Genomic DNA, 20541 nt, shown 5'->3' on the forward strand with positions numbered 1-20541 from the left:
TATTCAATAATTATTATGTTGCTTTATTTGCTAATTGTCCGCACGCCGCATCTATATCTCCTCCACGACTGCGTCTTACCATCACCGTAACGCCGGCTTTTTCCAATTCGCGGACATAGCGTTCTTCCGCTTCAATACTACGATGGTCAAACTTTCCTTCACCAATGGGGTTATATTGTATCAAATTAACTTTGCTGGGCACTTGGCGGGAATATCTTATCAAAGCTTTAATGTCTTCATCTTTATCATTAATGCCTTTCCAAACGCAATATTCAAATGTAATAACGGAACCTGTTTTTTGATACCAATATTGCATGGCTTCCATAATCTCGGTCAAAGGAAATTTTTCCGAAAATGGCATAATCTCATTTCTTGTTTTTTCTACCGCAGAATGTAGAGATAATGCTAATTTCACTTTTATATTTTCATCCGCCAACATTTTTATCATCTTCGGTATTCCCGATGTAGAAACGGTAATACGTCGTGGCGACATGCCCAATCCGTCTGGTTCTGTAATTTTACGGATGGCTTCTACAACATTTTTATAATTCATCATCGGCTCTCCCATTCCCATAAAAACAATATTGGAAAGTGGACGATCAAAATACATTTTGCTTTGGCTGTCGATAAGTGCCACTTGGTCAACAATCTCCGCCACTTCTAGATTTCGCATACGTTTTAACTTCGCTGTAGCACAGAACTCACAATTAAGCGAACATCCAACTTGTGATGATACGCAAGCCGTAGTACGTGTTTCCGTAGGAATCAGTACAGATTCCACCATCAATCCGTCATGAAGTTTGACACCGTTTTTAATAGTTCCGTCTTTTGACTTTTGAAGCAAATCAACAGCAATTGGATTAATTACAAAATCTCGGGTAAGATTTTCTCTCAGGTTTTTCGAGAGATTGGTCATATCTTCAAACGAATGTTGGTTTTTACTCCATAACCAATCGTAGACTTGCTTGGCACGAAATGATTTTTCACCAATGCTTTCGAAGTAGTCTTTAAGTTGATCCAGAGAAAGTGTACGAATATCTTTCAAATTCTATAAATTTTACGGTGCAAAGATAAGGCTTTTCGCATAGAGCCTATCTACCCTAATTATTGATTTATAGAAAATAATCCAAATTTATTACATATTATATCGCTACAAAGTTTGTGTATCTTTGCAAATACAAACATATTGGATATATGACCTTTGATCAACCTTTTGACACACCATTTCGTATAACGTTTACATTTGAAACTTTAATTGAAGAAATAAAATCTTTAGCTAAAACAGATGCTTTATACGCTGATCAGCACAAGTTTGTGTTAAATGAGATTGAAAAAAATCCTAATCTGTCAAAGCCTTTAACAGATCGTTTACTTAGCGAAAACGATGCTTTTTACAAACAACTTCTTAAAGAACTTTTTCCGCCATTACTTTCGAATAATGAGATAAAAGCAGTCGGAATACCGTTTGCTAATTTCATTTATAATCCGACAAAACGTTTTCAAAAAATCCTTGAGAATGCGGGCGAAGAGTTTTATTTACAGATTAGTGGTTTCACGGCAGAACAATTCTATGTCCTTAGTTGTTGCGTAATTTTGGAAGCCTACTTCAACGCACCTTTCAAAATGGAGACGCCTTTCGTGTACGATATCCCAAGTAAAGAAGGCTATGTTAATCATTATCGTGTGTTGACCAATGCAGAATTTATTAAAATTAACCCAACCGAAACTTCCAAAATTCTCACCCAAGAAGAAATCGAAGAACTGGTTGACAACTACGATAATATTGATCTTTGGAAAGAAAAATTCCCGCCCAGCTCATGGGAAATCCGAGGTTTTGGGATTATCAATATGTACGATGCGACTTCAGAAGTTGCGATTTCGAATCTTAAAAGTCAACTGATTCAGGCTAAAGATGATTTTCGAAATATTAAAAAAGATGTTACCAACATTTTTCGTTCTATTTTCCGAATCGCCGATTTAGAAATTGGCTATACCGCTATTAATTATAAAGAAAATAAGTTTGAGATAACACCCATCAACACTGTTATTGAAAGCAAAATACTATCAACGATTCCCAAACAATTCTTCTCTGACAAAATCCACGAAGCTTTACTACAAAATGTTAAAGACCGTCGAAAATATTTCAGTATTTCTGACATTGATAAAATTGAACATGATAAATCCGAAGGTTTTATTATTGTTAATTTTAAAAAATTGGGAATTAAAAGTGCTGTTTTTGTACCTCTTTATAAAGAAGGGAAATTGCTCGGCATCATAGAGTTAATTTCGGCATCGAAATCCCTCAACAGTATCAATGCCAATAAGATGGATGGTTTCGTTATTTACTTAGAAGATACAATCAATCAGTTATACGAATCTATCGAAAATCACGTTGCCGCGCTTATTCAGCAAGAGTACACCTCTATCCATCCAAGTGTTTATTGGAAATTCCATGACGAGGCGATGAAGCATATTAACATCATGCACGATCAACCGGACAGGCTGCCTTACAAGAATATTATTTTTGATAAGTTGATTCCTTTTTATGGCCAATCGGATGTTAAAAGCTCGAGTAATGTTCGTAACAATGCGATTTTAAAAGACATAAAATCCAATCTGGATATTCTTATCACTTTGCTAAAAAACTTAGAATGTTGTCAAGGTTTAGATGATATTATTTCTAAAGTTAAAACCAAAAGAAGTGAATTGAAAATTGGTCTAAAAGCCAATACAGAAAGCGAAATTCAGACTTTTCTTCAAGAGGAAATTTATCCCGTTCTTAACCGTTTAAAATTTGAAAGCCTTAGCAACAACGAAGAGATAACGACTTACTACAAACAATTCGAGAGAAATTCTAATGTTGTTTATCACCACAGAAAACAGTTTGACGATAGCATTTCTATGGTAAACAAAGAACTTAGTAATCTGCTAGACAAACGCCAAGACGAACAGCAAAAACGTTTTCCATTTTATTACGAACGTTTCAAAACCGACGGTGTGGAGCATAATTTCTACATGGGTGCCAGCATTGCACCGTGGCTAAGTTTTGATGATGTTTATCTCAAAAATCTTAGAATCTGGCAACTTCGAGTGATTACAGAAAGCGAAATTATTTTCCGAAATCTTAGCGAAAAACTTCCTATGAAGTTAGAAATTACGTCCTTAATTTTGGCTTATAGTGCGCCAATTAGTATAAGATTCCGAATGGATGAAAAACGCTTTGACGTTGATGGTAGTTATAATGCGCGCTACGAAATGATCAAAAAACGCATCGATAAAGCTTTAATAAAAAATTCTAACGAACGTCTTGTACAAACAGGGAAACTGAGTATTGTTTTTTCGCAAAAAAACGAAAAACACGAGTATCTGAAATTTATTAAAATTCTTCAAAACGAAGGCCACTTGAAAGATAATATTGAAATCGTTGATATCGAAGATCTACAAGGTATTGCAGGATTGCAAGCCATACGCGTCGGTATTAATTATGAATCAAAACAAATGAACTACGAGTTTTATCCAGAAATATAGTTTAAGATTGTAAATACAAAAAAGCTGCTCAATAATAAGTGGCTTTTATATTTAAATAATTAAATAACTTCTCGAAAAGCGAGGTAAAAAGTAATCACCGACACCAAAATCCCAATTGTAAAAACAGTATAAGTCGTTCTAAGAATTTTATACTTTCGGTTAAGCACAACGCCAAGATAATAAAGGTCTTTCGACATGCTATCGTAGAGATAATTGCGGTCTTTCATCATTTCCTTCATCGCCCACATATATTCATCAATAGGCATTTTATGAAAATTTCCAAAAAATAAAAGATTGACTTTTCGCTCCTCAATTTCTTTTCTCGTAAAAGTTCCGCTAGATACTTTTGGGCGTGTTGACATAATCGCCATAACAATACTTGCCACACTAAAACCTACCATTACAAAAGTCGGAATGATTAAATGTGCATTGTTCGGCGAGTCCAATTTTGGGATAATCGTCGACAAAGCCACCGAAATTATAATCGCATTAACAGACAACAAAATGTTGGCTTTGGTATCTGCTATTTGGCTCAATCTGGTATGATTGTTCATCGTTACCCGAAACATCGTTTCAATAGCACGTTCTGGCGTTTCTATTTTCTCAAGCTTTTTCTTATTCAGTAAAGCTTTTTCATCTTCTGTTTGATTTTTTTTGTCCTTGTCTTCGATAAGTTCCGCAATTAGCTCAAAAGTTTTTTCAATATTTTTTTGCTTCTGAGCTTCCCAATTTTTCTTAGCGTAATCGGTATAAAATTGATGTGTTTGACTCAAAAAGGTCAAATTGGTGTTAGCCCAATCCAGTTTGCTAATTTTCTTTTGATAAACTTGTTTGCACTCTTGGCGCAAAGCTTCTGTAATGGCAAAAAAATCTTCCGAACCAATATGCGAGCAGTCCGCATCTTTAATAATTTTTTCTAATAAATTCTGCGGAACATAGGTTAATGATGTGGCATGGATTAATTGCTTAACAGCGTTAATTTCTGCTTGCGAAACCTGTTCTTGTTTCAAAAACTTTTCGGCTTCCTGCATACCAACATTTTCGTGTACAGAACAAGATTGACAATAACCAACATCATGAAACCACGCTGCTAATGTTAAAATTTCTTTATCTGTTGCATTAACATTTTCCTCATCAGCTAACAATTCCGTAGCCGTAACAACTCTTTTGGTATGGTCAAGATTATGAAAAGAATAAACGGGAGAAAGCTTATCTTTGAAAAATTGAATAACGTATTGCTCTGCCTTGTTAACGATGTTCATTATTAAATGTTTGATTCAAATTTATGAAAATATTTACTGCAAAATATGGAATGCTTTCTGTCCTCGCAATAATAAGTATTTCTTGTGCTACAGAAAAAGCCCAATATGGAAAAGATATAAAAAACTTTAATACTACTCAACGTATAAAAGACCAAGATATTGCCCATACTTTCTATTTAGTTGGCGATGCCGGAAACGCAGACAAAGAGCACGCAAAGAAAATCCTCAATCAGTTTCAGCAAAAATTGGATTCTGCAGATGCTAACAGCACTCTTTTATTTTTAGGTGATAACATTTATCCATGTGGTTTGCCGACAAAAGATTCCAAAAATCGTAAGTTGGCAGAAGAAAAACTAGATGACCAAATTGCTTTGATGAAAAACTTTAAAGGCCAAGGAATTTTTGTCCCAGGAAATCACGATTGGTACAGCAAAGGCATCATTGGACTAAAAGAACAACAAGATTATGTCATCGAAAAAACGGGTAACAAAAAAGCCTTTTCTCCAAAAAATTCTTGTCCTCTCGAAACCCGAAAAATCGGAAAAGATATTGCCTTAATAACTGTTGACTCCGAATGGTTTTTGGCAGATTGGGACAAAAATCCAGGCATCAACGAGAAATGCGACATCAAAACCAGAGAAGATTTCTTTACCGAATTTGAAGATCAACTCGGCAAAAATCAAAACAAAACCATCGTTGTAGCAATACATCATCCATTAATAGACCATGGCTCTCATGGCGGTTATTATTCGATGGAGAAACAGATTTTTCCTTTAGAAAATAAATTCCCATTACCGATTTTAGGAACTGGAATTAATCTGATGCGCGCAACAGGCGGCATAACCCATCAGGATTTATCCAACGCCAATTACCGAAAATTAGCCAACAGATTGCTAACGCTTATCGCAGACAAAAACAATGTTATTGTTGTTTCGGGGCACGATCACAATTTGCAGTACATCGAAAAAGGAAAGATTCGACAAATTATTAGCGGTGCAGGCTCCAAATCGGAAGCGGCTGCTGCTATTTCTAAAAATGATTTTTCGTACGGAAATAATGGTTATGCGGTTTTAAAAATTTCAAAATCGGGCGATGCTGAAGTGTCGTATTACGGTCGCGAAAATGAGAAAGAGAAATTATTATTCCGCCGTTCTGTCTTACAGGCGGACAATTATACTGTCAAAAATTACGAGAAAAACTTCCCAACAACAACGACAACTAGTATTTATAATTCGAAAGAAACCGAAAAATCAAAACTTCACAAATTCCTTTGGGGCAATAATTATCGCGAAACTTACAGCACCCCAATTACAGTTCCCACATTGGATTTGGACACATTGTTTGGTGGCGCCAAAGCCACTCGCGCAGGCGGCGGACACCAAACCAACTCTCTACGACTGGACACGCCAAAAGGCGAATACGTGATACGAGCACTTCGTAAAAGCGGCGTCCGATTTTTACAGTCGGTTGCTTTTAAAGACCGTTATGTTGTTGACGATTTCGAAGGTGGTTTTGCCGATCAATTCTTATTAGATTTTTACACATCTTCCAATCCTTATACGCCTTTAGCCATCGGCGCTTTAGCAGAGTCTATCGGCATTAAACATACAGATCCAAGTTTATATTTTGTACCAAAGCAAAATGCGCTTGGAAATTACAATCAAACTTTTGGTAACGAATTGTATTATCTTGAAATTCGCCCCGCAGAAACAGAAGAAAATCCCAACAAAATCTTAAGTACAGAAGATGTTATAAAACTCTTGGCCAAAGACGAAAAATACAAAATAGACGAAGCCACCTACATCCGTGCAAGATTATTCGACATGTTAATTGGCGATTGGGACAGACATTATGACCAATGGAAATGGGAACAAAAAAATGTGGGAGACAAAATTTATATCGCTCCAATCCCAAAAGACCGCGACCAGGCTTTCGTTAAATACGATGGATTGGCTACGCAAATGTTTTTAAATTTTCCAGGGCTACGACACATGCAAAGTTTTGGACCAAAAATTAAAAAAATTAAATGGTTCAATATGGAGCCTTTCCCACTCGATTTGGCATTTACCAACCATGCAACCGAGGAAGATTGGAAACGCGAAGCCGATTTTATTAAAACCCATCTGACCAAAACAGTGATTGATGAGGCTTTTACAAAAATCCCAAAAGAAATCCAAAATCTAGATGTAGAAAACATCAAACAAAATCTGGAACATAGAAAACAGAATTTGCAAAAATACGCTTCTGACTATTACAAAGTTTTACGAAAAAATGTCATCTTAACCGGAACGAATAAAAAAGATAAATTCGTTATCACACGACTTCCCAACCAAGAAACAGAAGTCAAAATCTATCGAAACAAGCAAGATGGCGAAGAATTGACATTTCAAAAAACCTATCAGAAAAAAGAAACTTCAGAAATTTGGATTTACAGTTTGGGCGACGATGACGAACTTATTGTCAATGGAAAACAGAATAATCCAATAAAACTTCGGCTTCTCGGCGGTCTCAATCATGATACTTACAAAATTGAAAAAGACAATCGCGTCAGTATTTATGATTATAAATCCGAAAACAATACGATCCCCGCCAATACTTCTGCAAAACTCACAGACGATTACGAGCTCAACGAGTATAATTATAGGCGTCTGAAATACAGCTTTTGGAGTGGAATGCCAAATCTCGACTACAATCCGGATGACGAAATTGTGTTAGGCATGACAACAACTTTTACCAAAAAAGGATTTAAAAACAATCCATTTGCTGCAAAACACAGTTTAAAAACCAACTATTTCACTGGTTCTAAGGGTTACGAAATCGCCTACGAAGGCATTTTTCCAAGATTGGTTGGCCATTGGTATTATGGCTTGAATACAGGATTCACAGGTTCTCATTTTATTAGAAATTATTTTGGTCAAGGCAACTTAACAATTAATGAAGAAAAAATTTATAATGAAGATTTTTACCGTATCCGTGCAAAAGAATTCTATGTAAAACCATCGATTAACTGGCGAAAAAATGCAAGTTGGTTCTCAGCAAGCCTCGTCTATGAAGCTTTAAAAGTTGAACCAACGGCAAATCGTAGAGTTAATTTACCTGGCGTTGTGGACGCGCATCTTTTCAATACACAACATTTTGGAGGTTTGGATTTTGAATTCGATTTTGAAAATTTAAATAAAAAAGTAAATCCTAGTTTGGGAATGAAATTTAAGCTTGGTTTCAATTATCGCCAAAACCTCAACAATTCTGAAAAAAAATTGCCAAGTTTGGTAACTGGTTTAGGGTTTATTCATTATTTGACCAATAATGAGAAGCTAATTCTTAGCACTTATGCTGAAACAAAATGGTTGCTTTCTAATCATTATGAATTTTACCAAATGGCAACTTTGGGAGGCAACAATAATCTTCGAGGTTTTAGGTTTGATCGTTTTTATGGAAAGACAAGCTATTTCCAAACCACCGACTTGCGTTTGGATTTAGGAACTGTCAAAAACTCATTCGTGCCGATTAACATTGGAATTTTCGGTGGATTTGACTATGGACGCGTATGGATCCCGAATGAAATTACCGACAAATGGCACAAGTCTTATGGTTTAGGATTATGGCTCAATGCTTTGGACATGCTCGGCGTAGAAGCCAGCTATTTCCGATCTAGTGATGGCGGCAGAATTGCCATTGGTTTTGGTGTAGATTTTTAAATTTAATTATAAATAAAAAAGAGAAGTTTTTAGCTTCTCTTTTTTTGTATTTATTGTTTTAAGAATTTTTGTCTTTCTTCATCAAAACTCAAGATATATTCACCTTTTTCCAATCGCGAAATATTAATGGCTTTTCCATTATTAAAAGTTCCGTTTTCCAAAAGTCGTCCATCCAAAGAGAAAATTTGGTAGTTTGTATCTTTTGTTAAACCTGAAACAAAAAGTTCGGTCTTTGCAGGATTTGGATATAATTTAATTTTTGAAGTTTTAATATCGCTGGTTTGTAAGTTATTATCACGAATAACCGTCGAATTCCTAGTTAAAATCTGTAAATCTTGGTTGAAATAAACCGCCGTTACTGGAAAACCAACTTCTTTTGTGAAATACTGATTGTTAGAAGTATGATCTAAAACCAAATCTACCGATTGACCATTGGCTCCTGTAACTTTTATAGGCAAAGGCATTTCAAAAAAACTCACCGAATTATGGCTTTGGGTTTGCGAGATTTTGAAAGTCACAGTCGTTGTCGTTGCTCCAGGTTTCCAACGCACTGTATAGCTTGGATAACCTTGCCCATAAATCCAATCATTAAAAAAATCGGTATAATCTTGCCCCGAAAAGCTATTCACAAAATCAACAAACTCAGCAGTTTTCGCATAACTATTTGCAAATTGTGGCGCTGTATGATAAGCTTTTAGCATGTTATAAAAATTAGCTTCGCCCATTTTCCACTTTAACATTCTCAACACATAAGCGGCTTTTCCATAAGACATTCGACCATTAAAAATTTGTCCGAAAGTAGGTTCTGGATCATGGATATAGACACTGCCATCCGTCACACTTGTAATATAATCCATTTCATTTTGAAGATAGCTTTTAAAGTTTGATGCTGTCATTACTAATTTTTCGTAAACCAAATGTTCTCCAAACGTTGCAAAACCTTCATTAAGCCAGATATCGTTCCAAGTTCCACAAGTCACTTTATCACCAAACCACTGATGTGCCAACTCATGCGCAATAAGACCCTGCGAGAAATACCCCATACTGCTCATGGTAGTATGCTCCATCCCGCCACCGGCATTGAACTGCATGTGTCCATATTTTTCACTTCGAAAAGGATATTCGCCAAAATGCTCTTCAAAAGTTGCCATGCAGGTTTTGGTCCAATTAATCGCTGCCATTTGTCCACTATTATTAGCTGTAGACGGATATATGTAATTAACGAAGGGAAAAGCATTTGCCCCACTTCCGAAGCTGTCAGTAAGTTTAACGTAATTTGTAATTCCTAGGGCGACAAGATAAGCTGGCGTAGGAATATTGGATTTCCAAAAGGTCGTTTTTTTTCCTGATCCTATATTGGTTTCTGAAACTAAAACACCATTCGCTGCAACACTATACTGCGTTGATGTTGTAATTTTAATATCCAGTTTTTCAATTTTATCATTAAGACTTTGCTTGGTTGGCCACCATTCTTTAGCGCCGAAAGGTTCTGACAAAGTCGCTAAAATAGGTACGCCACTTTGGGTTTGTGAGGTAAAGGCATCTTGCGAATCATCTGGAGATCCACTATAAGTAATTGATAATGAATCTAAAGTCGATGCAGGAATCGACGTTGGAAAATTGATTTTAATTTCTTTACTAGCCAATTGCTGGAAACTAAGATTTTGATTGTGGTACTTGACTTGGCTAACTGTAAGATTATTTGCTAAGTCAAAATAAATCGTACTGGATGGACTTAACATTTTAAAATGTGAAGTCACAGTACCTTTTACAAATTGTTGTGCCGGATCCAAATCCAACTCCATTCTTATATATTGGAGATCATAATTAAGTGTATTTGGATTTTCGTTCTCATTAAAAAGCAAAGATTTTGCTGCTTTTTGACGTTCGCTTTCTATTATTTTATCTTGCTGTATTCTGGTCTGGGCCTGACTTAACAACGAAATTGCAGATAAAATTAAAATGATAAAATTTGTTTTCATAGGCAAAAAAAATACTCGCGAATTGCGAGTATTAAAAATATAAAATATTGTGTTACAAATCTAAGGTTGGATCCAAAAGTTGTTCCATTCTATTTTTAACTTGAGAAACCGAACCATTGTAGTTATTGATTAATAATGAGAAAACTAAGGTTTTTCCAGTTCTTGTTTTAATATAACCTGCCAAGGTTTTCACGCGGTTTAAAGTTCCTGTTTTTGCGAAAATCTGTCCATTAGAATTGGACAAAAACATTCTTTTAAGCGTTCCTGTTTGTCCAGCAATTGGTAAGGATTCAAAATAATCTTTATAATACGATTCTTTCATCAGCTTGGATAAAAATTTAACCTGCGCCATTGGGGTAACAAGATTACTTCGTGAGTAACCACTACCATCTGCATAACTTAAATTTTCGACATCAAAAGATTTATCTTCTAAATGAGAAAGGACAACTTTTTTTCCACTTTCAGCCAATTGATCGCCTGCAACATAAAAGCCAAGACATTTCAGTAGCGATTCAGAAAGTGCATTATCACTATGTTGGTTGACATAATGCACAATTTCTGATAAAGTTGGTGACTTATAATTACTAAGTATTTCGCGAGGTTCTGGCGTTTGATCCATAAATCTCGACGTTACTTTTCCAACAACGGGAAATCCAGATTTTTGCATCGTAGCTTTCAAAGAATTAGCGACAGCCATAGGTGGCTCAGCTAATTTTGTAGTCAATCCCATCCCTTCAAACTTGTCTGCATATACCATTTTGTTATTGTATGGCGACATATAAAAATAGCGTTTCTCATTATTGAAAGGATTATTTTGTTTTACAATAAATCTTTCGTTGCGAGGATCAATATCTTTTGTTGTACCAACGGGTAAATAGTAATTATTATGGTCTAACCAAACAATATTGGCAGGCAAATCCTTTTTATTTTCTTTGAAAACCGCTGTTTCTACAATGATCTCGCCATTTACCTTTTTTATTCCTTTATCACGAATAGCAGTTATAAATTGCGAAACCAGACCAGAAGTCGTTGTAGAACCCACGCGTGCTGCTCCAAAAGAAGGATCACCACTACCAATAATGTACAGATTGCCATCCAACACACCATTTTCGTCAATTATTCCAGAATACTCCAACTGTGTGTTCCAACGGAAATTTCCTCCAAAATAGGAATAAGCCGTTTCCGTTGTCAAGAGTTTGGTTGTTGAAGCTGGAATTAATGGTGCCTCCTCATTATACGATGTAATTACTTTGTTGCTTTTCGGGTCATAAACAACAAAACCCCAATTAGCTGTTCTTAAAACAGGATCCGTAAACATTCTGTTGATGTTAACTTCAATATTCTCTTTTGGTGTCAACAAAGATTTTTCGGGCGAAATCTCTTTCGCCAAAAGACCTGGTTGCTCGTAAAATTGAGGAATTGAAGATACTGCAGATGTTTGTGCAAAAATGCAAATGGAAAAACCTAAACTAAGTATGCTAAAGCTCTTTTTAAATTTATTCATTCTCAAACATTTAGATAAAATTTTGAATAATTAATAATCCGAAATCATTAATATAACTCAACCTTTTTCAAAACGAGGTAAAGATATACAATATTGCCTCTTTGACTAAAATATGCGGTTATAAAAGCCTATAAACTTTGTTAAAAATTGTTAAAAATCAACAATTATGCCTTTTCTTATAGATTTGTAAGCGCTAATTTCGTCAAATTCTTGCAGACTTTTTAATATCAAAGTTTTGAATTCCTGATATTTTTTCCCTCTCGGAAGTTTAAGCAAAATCTGAAACTGATACATATTGTTCAATCGTGCTATAGAAGCGGGTTCTGGACCCAAAATACATTCTTCGGGTAAATATTTTCTTAGAATAGATCCCAAAAACTGAGACGCACGATTCACTTTATCTTCTCGGCGATGCTTCAACTCTATCATAATGAGCTTTGTAAACGGCGGATAATAAAACTTCTTTCTTTCTGTGAGGAAATAATTGTAAATACCCGAAATATCTTCTTTTTGAATCAGTTCAAAAACTGGATTTTGAGGATTGTAAGTTTGAATTAAAACTTTTCCTTTTCCTGAAACCCTTCCTGCTCTTCCCGAAACTTGCGTCATCAACTGATAAGCGCGTTCCTCAGCACGAAAATCCTGAACATACAACATAGAATCCGCTCTCGGAATCGCTACCAATTCAATATGATCAAAATCTAAACCTTTGGAAATCATTTGTGTTCCTACAATGATATCGGTTTCGCGGTCTTCAATTTTTTCGTAGAGTTTTTCGTACGCAAATTTCTTACGCATAGAATCCACATCCATTCTATCAACTTCTGCGTCAGGGAAAAGTTTGGACAATTCTTCATGAATTTGCTCAACACCAACGCCTCTTTCATTGAGGTTTTCCGAATGACATTTAGGACAAACTTTCGGTTTTGAAGCACGTTGACCGCAATAATGGCATTTCATTTCATTCGAAAATTTATGATACGTCATCACCACATCGCAATTGGAGCAATAATTAACGTAACCACAAGATTCACATTCTACAACATTGGCGTAACCACGGCGGTTATGAAGAACAATAGTTTGATTTTTATGTTCTAAATTCTGACGAATATTTTCCAATAAATAAAAAGAAAAATCTCCCGAAACATTCTTAGAATCCTGAGCTTCTTTAAAATTAATCAATTCAAATTTCGGCAAATCCACATTCCCGAATCTTTCACCTAGAAAAACATATTTCAACTTATCTTTTTGAGCCGCAAAATAGCTTTCTACAGAAGGTGTTGCCGAACCCAAAATAAGATTCGCTTTATATTTCTGAGCTAAAATTTGAGCCGCATCTTTAGCATTAAAAACGGGTGAAACTTCACGTGGTCTATATGCCGAATCATGCTCCTCGTCTACGATTATCAAACCTAAATTCTGATAAGGAAGGAACAACGCATTTCGAGTGCCGATAAGAATTTTAAACTCGTTATTTTTTATTTTTCTCCAAACTTCTACCCTTTCAAAATCGGTGAGTTTTTGATGATAAAATCCTAAAGCAGAACCGTATTTTTTCTCTAAACGCTGCGTAATCTGCTTGGTTAAAGCAATTTCTGGAAGCAAAAACAAAACATTTCTATCAGAATTAATACAGTCTTCAATTTTTTCTAGATAAATATGGGTTTTCCCCGAAGAAGTCACACCATGAAGAAGAACGTTTTTATGTTCAGCAAAAGCTTCATCCACAAGAATTTTAGCTTGGGTTTGGGCTTGCGTTAAAACTTCTAAATCTTCGGTTTCGCCTTCAAAACTTTGCAAACGATCTTTCTGCAAATAATATTCGTCCACCCAATTTTTATCCAACAAAGCTTTGATATGGGAGGCTCCAAAATATCCATCACCAAACAAATCCGATTTTTTTATTGCGAGATCTGGATTTTCGGTTTGCTTTTCTAAAATCGCTAAAAAAAGTTCCTTTTGTTTGGGTGCTCTTTTCAGTTGAGCCAAAATTTCTGTCAGTTGAAAATTCTGTAAAACCTCTTCTTTAATCCTCACATAAGCCACTTCTTTGGCACGGTATTTTTCCGCAACCTGCTCATCAATTTCAATATATTGCAAATCAATTAACGAGTTGATGGTTTTTATGATTTCTTTTTTTGGAATAAAAGCCTCGATATCCGTTAAATTAATCACTTGTCGGACTTCCAAAGCTTGAATAAGATACATTTCGTTCACATCCAAATTCTGAAAATCTACAACAGCATTGGGTTTTAATTTTAAATAGGTTTCACTTTCCAATTTTAAAGACGATGGAAAAGCAAAACGATAAATATCGCCTAAATTGCAGAGATAATAGTCGGAAAGCCAATTCCAAAACTGAATTTGCTCAATGGGTAAAATAGGTTTTTGATCAAGAATATTGATAATTTCTTTCGGAACAAAAGTTTCGGGGACGTTTTGATGCAAATCCCAAACAATTCCTGTGTAGATTTTTTTCCCACCGAATTGCACCAAAACACGCATTCCCAATTGGATTTCGCTCAATAATTCATCAGGAACTTTATAAGTAAAAGATCCTTCTAAATGAAGCGGCAAAATAATCTGGGCGTAATGCAAAATCTGAATTAAAGCGTAAAAATAAAGTTTAATTTAGAAAAGTGCAATTTGGTTTTTCAAAAAAGTTTTACAATGTGATATGAAGTTGTTGTCTGTGTTAATTTATTTTTCACCTTTATCCATCCCAAACATGGAATCTATCATCTTATTGGCGACTTCCCAAGTGTCTTTAAAACTATCTACAATTTCGTTCCAGCCATCAACCAAATCTTCTTTGATTAATACTTTGAACCAACCTTCCTGTGTGGCATCTTCGTTGTTTTCTCTCTGTGTTTCAATGTAATTTTTGGCATGTTCTACCAAATCTACTTTGTCTTTTTCTTGATTAGTATTTTCTGAATCCATTGTGTGTTATTTTTAAAAGTTCACATTAAAGTTACGAATCTTTTAATACATTTTTAAAATAAACTTCATTAAAAAACGAAATTTTTAATGAAATAAAATCAATGATAATTTTTGATGATAATTTAAAAAAGAATTGTTTTTAAGCTCAATTAAAAAAACATTTCAATCACTTTATACCAAATTGCGGAAGTAAAAAAGCTCACAATAATGCTTATTCCGATGATGAGATTGGTGAGTTTGGTGTTGAGTCTAAACTGTTCTGCAATGATGCTGGAAGTTACCAAAGTTGGCATTGCGGCTTCGAAAATGGTAATTTTTGCCACATCTCCTTTAATTCCGAGAATTAAAGCCAAAACCAAAACAATTGCAGGCGCCAAAATTAATTTGTACAACATAGAAGTTGAAATTTGAGGCATTAATTTTCTCCAACCATTGAATTTAAGTTGCAATCCAACAGAAAACAAGGCCAAAGGTCCAACCGTTGCTGCCAATTTGTCGAAGAACGGTTCTGCGATCGTTAAATCCACAAACTGAGAAATCACCAAAGCACTTATACAACCAATGAAAGGTGGAAAAGTGAAAAGTCTTTTCAAGATAAATTTTGCACTTACATTTCCAGACTTGCTGCCACCTTTTAACGCAGAAATAATTCCTAAAGTTGACAATCCTAAAAACATGGTTTGGTCGCAAATAATAGCAATACTCAGTAATTTTTCTCCATAAAAAGCAGAAATCAACGGAAAACCAATAAAAGAGGTATTGCTGTAACCGCTCGCCAAATCCAACGTACTTTGAGATCTTCTAGAATAGCCTTTGTATTTGCAATAGATTTTCATGAAAACCCCACTTCCTACTGCAATTAAAAGCGTTGCAAAAATGGGAAAGAGCATTTCTTTGGACCATTCTACTTTCGGTAAATATTTAAAAGAAACAGCGGGTAAAGCCAAGTAAAGAATCCAAGTATTGATGCCTTTGTGCGCATCGGGATGTATAGATTTTGTTGCTTTGAAAACCATTCCAGCAATGATGCACACTGCTATCAAAACAAAATTTACCATTTTTTAGATTTGAGATTTGAAACTTTAGACCGCAAAGTTACTTTAGCTGAAAAAAAGAGAAAAACTTGAGTGAAAAAATTTAAAAAAGATGTCGAAAATCATTTAATGACAATAATTGAAATAACTGATTCATATTTGGTGAAAGCTTCAAAAATTATTAAAGTTGTTGCAATAATTTTCTTAATTCTTGAATGTCAATTTCCTCCGAATCTTTTGAAATACACGCAGAATGTAGATAATCAAAATCTTGTTTTAAAATATCAACATTCTCTGATCTCACGCCGCCACCCACTAAAATATTAATTCTATTGTTCGCTAAAGTTTTTAACTTTTTTAAATTTTCCAAACCTTGCATTGCAGAAGCTTTGCCACCTGAAGTGAGGATGGTTTTGAAACCACATTTGATAACATCTTCTAAAGCCTGCTCCTGATTTTCTATTCGGTCGAAGGCACGATGAAAAGTACACGGAATTGCGCCTGCATGATTAATTAAGTCTAAATTTCTATCAAAATCCAGTTGGTTATTTTCATCCAAAATTCCAAAAACAAAACCATCCGCTCCCACTTCTTTTAGCATCATCAAATCGGATTTCATTTGTTCAAATTCTTTTTCGTTGTAAAAAAAATCGCCACCTCGCGGTCTTATCATCACAAAAATAGGAATATTGGTTTTGGCTTCCAATCTTTGTAAAGTTTCGATATTTGGCGTGATGCCTCCCAAAGAGTAATCTTCGCAAAGCTCTATTCTATCTACATTTTCTTGAATAGCAATTAATGCAGAAGTTTCGTTAAAACAAGCAATTTCAATTTTTGACATCATTAGATTTTTTAAATGGACCAAGGTTTATTTTAAACTAAATTCAGGTTTTTCTAGGCGATTTCCCTTTTGATCATGAACCGCAAAGCTAAAGCCATCCTGAATACAATAGGCGCCGTATTCGCCTTTTTTGTTCAGTGCGATAAATCCAACTTGAATTTCCTTCAAACTTTTCCCTCTTGATTTCGCAATGTTAACAATTCGTTCTACGGCTTCGCTACAAGCATTTTGAGGTGTATGACCTTGCCGCATCAACTCTACTACTAGATGCGTTCCTACCGTCCTTATGACTTCTTCGCCATGTCCCGTTGCCGTAGCTGCACCGACTTCGTTATCGACAAATAATCCCGCACCTATTATCGGAGAATCGCCCACTCTGCCGTGCATTTTGTAAGCCATGCCACTCGTGGTGCACGCGCCCGACAAATTACCATGAGCGTCCAAAGCAATCATCCCAATGGTATCGTGGTTTTCAATATTAACAATAGGTTTGTATTTGCTATCTTTGAGCCACTCTTTCCATTCTTTTTCAGATTCTGGAGTGAGAAGATTTTCTTTTTTAAAACCTTGCGTCAACGCAAATTCTAATGCGCCGTGGCCTACCAACATTACATGTGGCGTTCTTTCCATAACAGCACGCGCCACAGAAATTGGATTTTTGATATGTTCTAAAGCTGCCACCGAACCAATGTTATATTGATGGTCCATAATGCACGCATCCAAAGTTACTTTACCATCGCGATCTGGTCTTCCGCCGTAGCCAACGCTGCGTTCAGCTGGATCATTCTCTACTAAAATTACGCCTTGCTCAACAGCATCCAAAGCTTTTCCATTTTGGGACAGAATTTTCCATGCTTCTTTATTGGCTTGAAGCCCAAAGTCCCAAGTTGACAATACAATAGGTTTGTTAACTGACAGTGGCGTCATGCTTTCTAACAATTCGGCAGCTTTCAATGGCGCTAAAGCACTTGCTGCGGTTACAACACCTATTTTTTTTAAAAAAGTTCTTCTGCTATTCATTTTTATTTTTTCTTAACTGATTGCAAATAATATTGCAAATTGATTTTAAAGAAATTTTATTTTTTCGAATTATCAAATCAATTTTCCATTTAAACATTCGTATAAAAAAAATCAAATGGAGTGTTTATTTAAAGCTAAAATTTGATTCAATAAATATAAGAATTATTCAAAAAAAAATCTTGTCAACTTTCGCTAACAAGATTTTATATTTTGTAAAAAACAAATTAAGATTGTTTTCTACGTTTTAATTCTTTTTCGATAAGAGCCAGCTCTCGCCCTGTTTGTCCTGCCACAGAGGTGTTTTCTTGTGCTCTTCTGGTAAGGTACGGCACCACATCTTTAACAGGTCCGTAAGGAAGATATTTGGCTACATTATATCCCTTATCTGCCAGAAAATAACTAATATTATCGCTCATCCCATACAATTGTCCAAAATGTACATGTTGATTATCGTGTTGTAATCCTTTTGCTTGCATTTTGTCCATGATAAGCTCTGTTGATTTTTCGTTATGAGTTCCGAAAAATGCAGACACGCGGTCGAGATTATTCATCATAAAATCAATTCCCGCATTGTAGTTTCTATCAGAAGCATCTTTGTTGGGCTGGATAGGATCTGGATAGCCTTTTTCCGCAGCTCTCTCTCTTTCCTTCTCCATATACGCGCCACGAACGATTTTGTAGCCAATGAAATAGCCTTTTTCTTTCGCACGTTGTAGATGTTCTTCCATATATTCTAGACGGCCAGTTCTGTACATTTGGATGGTGTTCCAGACAATTGGTTTTTCTTTGTTGTACTTCTCCATCATCTCTTCGCACAATTGATCCGCTGCGTCTTGCATCCAAGTTTCTTCGGCATCAACCATTACTTTTTTGTCGCTTTCGTAACAAAGTTTACAAACTTCATCAAAACGATTAACAACGCGTTGCCATTCTTCCTTTTGACTGCTTGTAAGCTCTACACCTTTTCCAACTTCTTCATACAAATCAATTCTACCAAAAGCAGTTGGCTTGAACACCACAAACGGAATTGCAGGATTGCCAATAGAAAAACGAACGATATCTTTAATCTCTTTGCAAAAAGCATCGAAAGTCTCCTCGTCAACTTTTCCTTCAATAGAATAATCGAAAATACTTCCTATTCTATGTTTAAATAAAGTTTTGACAACCTTCATACTTTCTTCGCGCGATTCTCCACCACAGAACTGCTCGAACAAAGTTTGTTTAACAATTCCATCTGCGAAAGGAAAATTGTTTTTTACAACAAAATTAAGCATAGAAACGCCAACATTCGTCAATGTCGGGTTTTCGATAGCTTTGAACATCCAATAAGCTTTTTTGAGCTGGTTATCGGTTTTGTCTGCAAAAGCTAGTTTGGTATCATTGAAAATACTCATGTCTCGAATAAAATTAGATTGCTCAAAATTAAGTAATCCTAATCATTAATTCTTAAAAAATAAAACATTTTGAAAGCCTCGCATTGCTGAAAAATCTCATACTTTTGCAAAAATGCCTTTTATGATAAGTTTACTAGACGAAAATTTCAGCAGTTTAAATATATTTTTGAAACAAAACATCGCGAGTAAAATCTTTATTCTTGTTGATGAAAACACGCATGAACATTGCCTTCCGACTTTGTTGGCCAATATGGAAACAGATTTAGCTTTCGAAATTATAGAAATCGAAGCTGGTGAAGAGAACAAAAATATTAACGCAAGCGTTCAACTTTGGGAAATACTTGCTGACTTGGAAGCTGACAGAAAAGCTTTAGTCATAAATCTGGGTGGCGGCGTTGTTACCGATATGGGCGGTTTTGTTGCATCAACTTACAAACGTGGCATCCCATTCATTAATATTCCGACAAGTCTTTTGGCAATGTGCGATGCGTCCATAGGTGGGAAAACGGGCATTGACCATCAATATTTAAAAAACATTATCGGGACATTTGCTGAGGCCGAGCATGTTTTTATTTATCCAGATTTTTTAGAAAGTCTAGATTTTGTACAGCTAAGAAGTGGTTTTGCAGAAATGCTAAAACACGGTTTAATTGCTGATGCCAAACATTGGAAACAATTGGTTGCAATTTCTGAGTTGTCTGTGGAAAATCTTCGTCCACACATTCTAAGAAGTACAGAAATAAAACAAGAAATTGTTGAAAAAGATTTTAAAGAGCAAAACATCCGCAAAAATCTAAACTTCGGACATACTGTTGGACACGCGATAGAAAGCCTTTTCCTTGCCAACAACCAACTTCTTCCGCATGGTGAAGCTGTGGCTTTAGGAATGATTATCGAGACGCATATTTCTTATTTAAACCAACTCACCACCGAGGAAACGAGTTTTGAAATCATTACGAATATTCAGAAGTTTTTTCCATATATCGATATAACTTCATTTAGCAATAACGACATTATCGCTTTGATGCTAAATGACAAAAAAAATGCAAATGGAGCTATTAATTTTTCGTTGATTGAAGGGGTTGGCATTGGCGTTTTTGATCAAAAAGTGAGCGAAAAGCATTTAATTTTGGCTTTAAACTACTACCGAAATTTAAAAAAATAGCGATTAAAAAACAGATTTTTTAGATGTTTTAAAAAAAACGACATAAAGCACATAACAATTTAAAAATCAATAATTTAAAACATAACATTTAACATTTATAATAAAAATAAAGTCTATAAATTTCGAATAATTTAAACGTTTTGGCAAAGAATTTGAAAGTACTCTTGGCG

Annotated in this window: 13 protein-coding genes; 3 read left to right on the forward strand and 10 right to left on the reverse strand. The window is 35.3% G+C overall.

The features are described from left to right. Window positions 1–13: 13 nt before the first annotated feature. The gene (rlmN, locus tag G6R40_RS04700; RefSeq protein ID WP_165132217.1) at window positions 14–1045 is read right to left on the reverse strand and encodes a 23S rRNA (adenine(2503)-C(2))-methyltransferase RlmN; all 1032 of its coding nucleotides are present in this window, start codon (window positions 1043–1045) and stop codon (window positions 14–16) included. Window positions 1046–1194: 149 nt separating this feature from the next. Between rlmN and G6R40_RS04705 the strand changes: the two genes are divergently transcribed. Next, complete coding sequence (locus G6R40_RS04705) at window positions 1195–3528, forward strand: GAF domain-containing protein (RefSeq protein WP_165132220.1); 2334 nt, start codon at window positions 1195–1197, stop codon at window positions 3526–3528. A gap of 59 nt (window positions 3529–3587) precedes the next feature. On the opposite strand, the gene G6R40_RS04710 is transcribed toward G6R40_RS04705, so the two are convergent. Beyond that, complete coding sequence (locus tag G6R40_RS04710; RefSeq protein ID WP_165132223.1) at window positions 3588–4790, reverse strand: Pycsar system effector family protein; 1203 nt, start codon at window positions 4788–4790, stop codon at window positions 3588–3590. 23 nt (window positions 4791–4813) lie between these two features. On the opposite strand from G6R40_RS04710, the gene G6R40_RS04715 reads away from it, so the two are divergent. Next, a complete protein-coding gene (locus G6R40_RS04715; protein ID WP_165132226.1) occupies window positions 4814–8488 on the forward strand; it encodes a metallophosphoesterase in 3675 nt (1224 codons plus the stop codon). A gap of 50 nt (window positions 8489–8538) precedes the next feature. Here the strand turns inward: G6R40_RS04715 and G6R40_RS04720 are convergent, their stop codons facing one another. The 8 genes from G6R40_RS04720 to G6R40_RS04755 form a co-directional block, all read right to left on the reverse strand. Next, window positions 8539–10470 carry a M1 family aminopeptidase gene (locus G6R40_RS04720; protein WP_165132229.1) on the reverse strand — a complete coding sequence of 644 codons (1932 nt, stop codon included), beginning with the start codon at window positions 10468–10470 and terminating at the stop codon, window positions 8539–8541. A gap of 52 nt (window positions 10471–10522) precedes the next feature. Continuing rightward, window positions 10523–11974, reverse strand: a complete 1452-nt coding sequence (gene dacB, locus G6R40_RS04725; RefSeq protein WP_165132232.1) for a D-alanyl-D-alanine carboxypeptidase/D-alanyl-D-alanine-endopeptidase — start codon at window positions 11972–11974, stop codon at window positions 10523–10525. A gap of 150 nt (window positions 11975–12124) precedes the next feature. Further along, window positions 12125–14572 (reverse strand): primosomal protein N', encoded by a 2448-nt coding sequence (gene priA / locus G6R40_RS04730; RefSeq protein ID WP_165132235.1) that lies wholly within the window; start codon window positions 14570–14572, stop codon window positions 12125–12127. Window positions 14573–14674: 102 nt separating this feature from the next. Then, the gene (locus tag G6R40_RS04735; protein WP_165132238.1) at window positions 14675–14917 is read right to left on the reverse strand and encodes a hypothetical protein; all 243 of its coding nucleotides are present in this window, start codon (window positions 14915–14917) and stop codon (window positions 14675–14677) included. A gap of 149 nt (window positions 14918–15066) precedes the next feature. Continuing rightward, a complete protein-coding gene (locus G6R40_RS04740) occupies window positions 15067–15975 on the reverse strand; it encodes an AEC family transporter (RefSeq protein ID WP_165132241.1) in 909 nt (302 codons plus the stop codon). Window positions 15976–16132: 157 nt separating this feature from the next. Further along, on the reverse strand, window positions 16133–16795 hold the full coding sequence (locus tag G6R40_RS04745; protein ID WP_228455918.1) for a copper homeostasis protein CutC: 663 nt from the start codon (window positions 16793–16795) through the stop codon (window positions 16133–16135). A 24-nt stretch (window positions 16796–16819) separates the two neighbouring features. Then, the gene (locus G6R40_RS04750; protein WP_165132244.1) at window positions 16820–17812 is read right to left on the reverse strand and encodes an isoaspartyl peptidase/L-asparaginase family protein; all 993 of its coding nucleotides are present in this window, start codon (window positions 17810–17812) and stop codon (window positions 16820–16822) included. Between the two features lie 224 nt (window positions 17813–18036). After that, a complete protein-coding gene (locus G6R40_RS04755; RefSeq protein WP_165132247.1) occupies window positions 18037–19206 on the reverse strand; it encodes a proline dehydrogenase family protein in 1170 nt (389 codons plus the stop codon). A gap of 121 nt (window positions 19207–19327) precedes the next feature. Here G6R40_RS04755 and aroB point away from each other — a divergent pair, with 121 nt between their 5' ends. After that, window positions 19328–20371 carry a 3-dehydroquinate synthase gene (gene aroB / locus G6R40_RS04760; RefSeq protein WP_165132250.1) on the forward strand — a complete coding sequence of 348 codons (1044 nt, stop codon included), beginning with the start codon at window positions 19328–19330 and terminating at the stop codon, window positions 20369–20371. Window positions 20372–20541 lie beyond the last annotated feature (170 nt).

The sequence above is a fragment of the Chryseobacterium sp. POL2 genome, assembly GCF_011058315.1.
GTDB lineage: Bacteria > Bacteroidota > Bacteroidia > Flavobacteriales > Weeksellaceae > Soonwooa.

What these genes read in the sequence shown, in the direction of transcription:
- G6R40_RS04705 (WP_165132220.1), top strand. Translation starts at nt 1,195, where the DNA reads ATGACCTTTGATCAACCTTTTGACACACCATTTCGTATAACGTTTACA.
- G6R40_RS04710 (WP_165132223.1), bottom strand. Translation starts at nt 4,790, where the DNA reads ATGAACATCGTTAACAAGGCAGAGCAATACGTTATTCAATTTTTCAAA.
- G6R40_RS04715 (WP_165132226.1), top strand. Translation starts at nt 4,814, where the DNA reads ATGAAAATATTTACTGCAAAATATGGAATGCTTTCTGTCCTCGCAATA.
- G6R40_RS04720 (WP_165132229.1), bottom strand. Translation starts at nt 10,470, where the DNA reads ATGAAAACAAATTTTATCATTTTAATTTTATCTGCAATTTCGTTGTTA.
- dacB (WP_165132232.1), bottom strand. Translation starts at nt 11,974, where the DNA reads ATGAATAAATTTAAAAAGAGCTTTAGCATACTTAGTTTAGGTTTTTCC.
- G6R40_RS04735 (WP_165132238.1), bottom strand. Translation starts at nt 14,917, where the DNA reads ATGGATTCAGAAAATACTAATCAAGAAAAAGACAAAGTAGATTTGGTA.
- G6R40_RS04740 (WP_165132241.1), bottom strand. Translation starts at nt 15,975, where the DNA reads ATGGTAAATTTTGTTTTGATAGCAGTGTGCATCATTGCTGGAATGGTT.
- G6R40_RS04745 (WP_228455918.1), bottom strand. Translation starts at nt 16,795, where the DNA reads ATGATGTCAAAAATTGAAATTGCTTGTTTTAACGAAACTTCTGCATTA.
- G6R40_RS04750 (WP_165132244.1), bottom strand. Translation starts at nt 17,812, where the DNA reads ATGAATAGCAGAAGAACTTTTTTAAAAAAAATAGGTGTTGTAACCGCA.
- G6R40_RS04755 (WP_165132247.1), bottom strand. Translation starts at nt 19,206, where the DNA reads ATGAGTATTTTCAATGATACCAAACTAGCTTTTGCAGACAAAACCGAT.
- aroB (WP_165132250.1), top strand. Translation starts at nt 19,328, where the DNA reads ATGATAAGTTTACTAGACGAAAATTTCAGCAGTTTAAATATATTTTTG.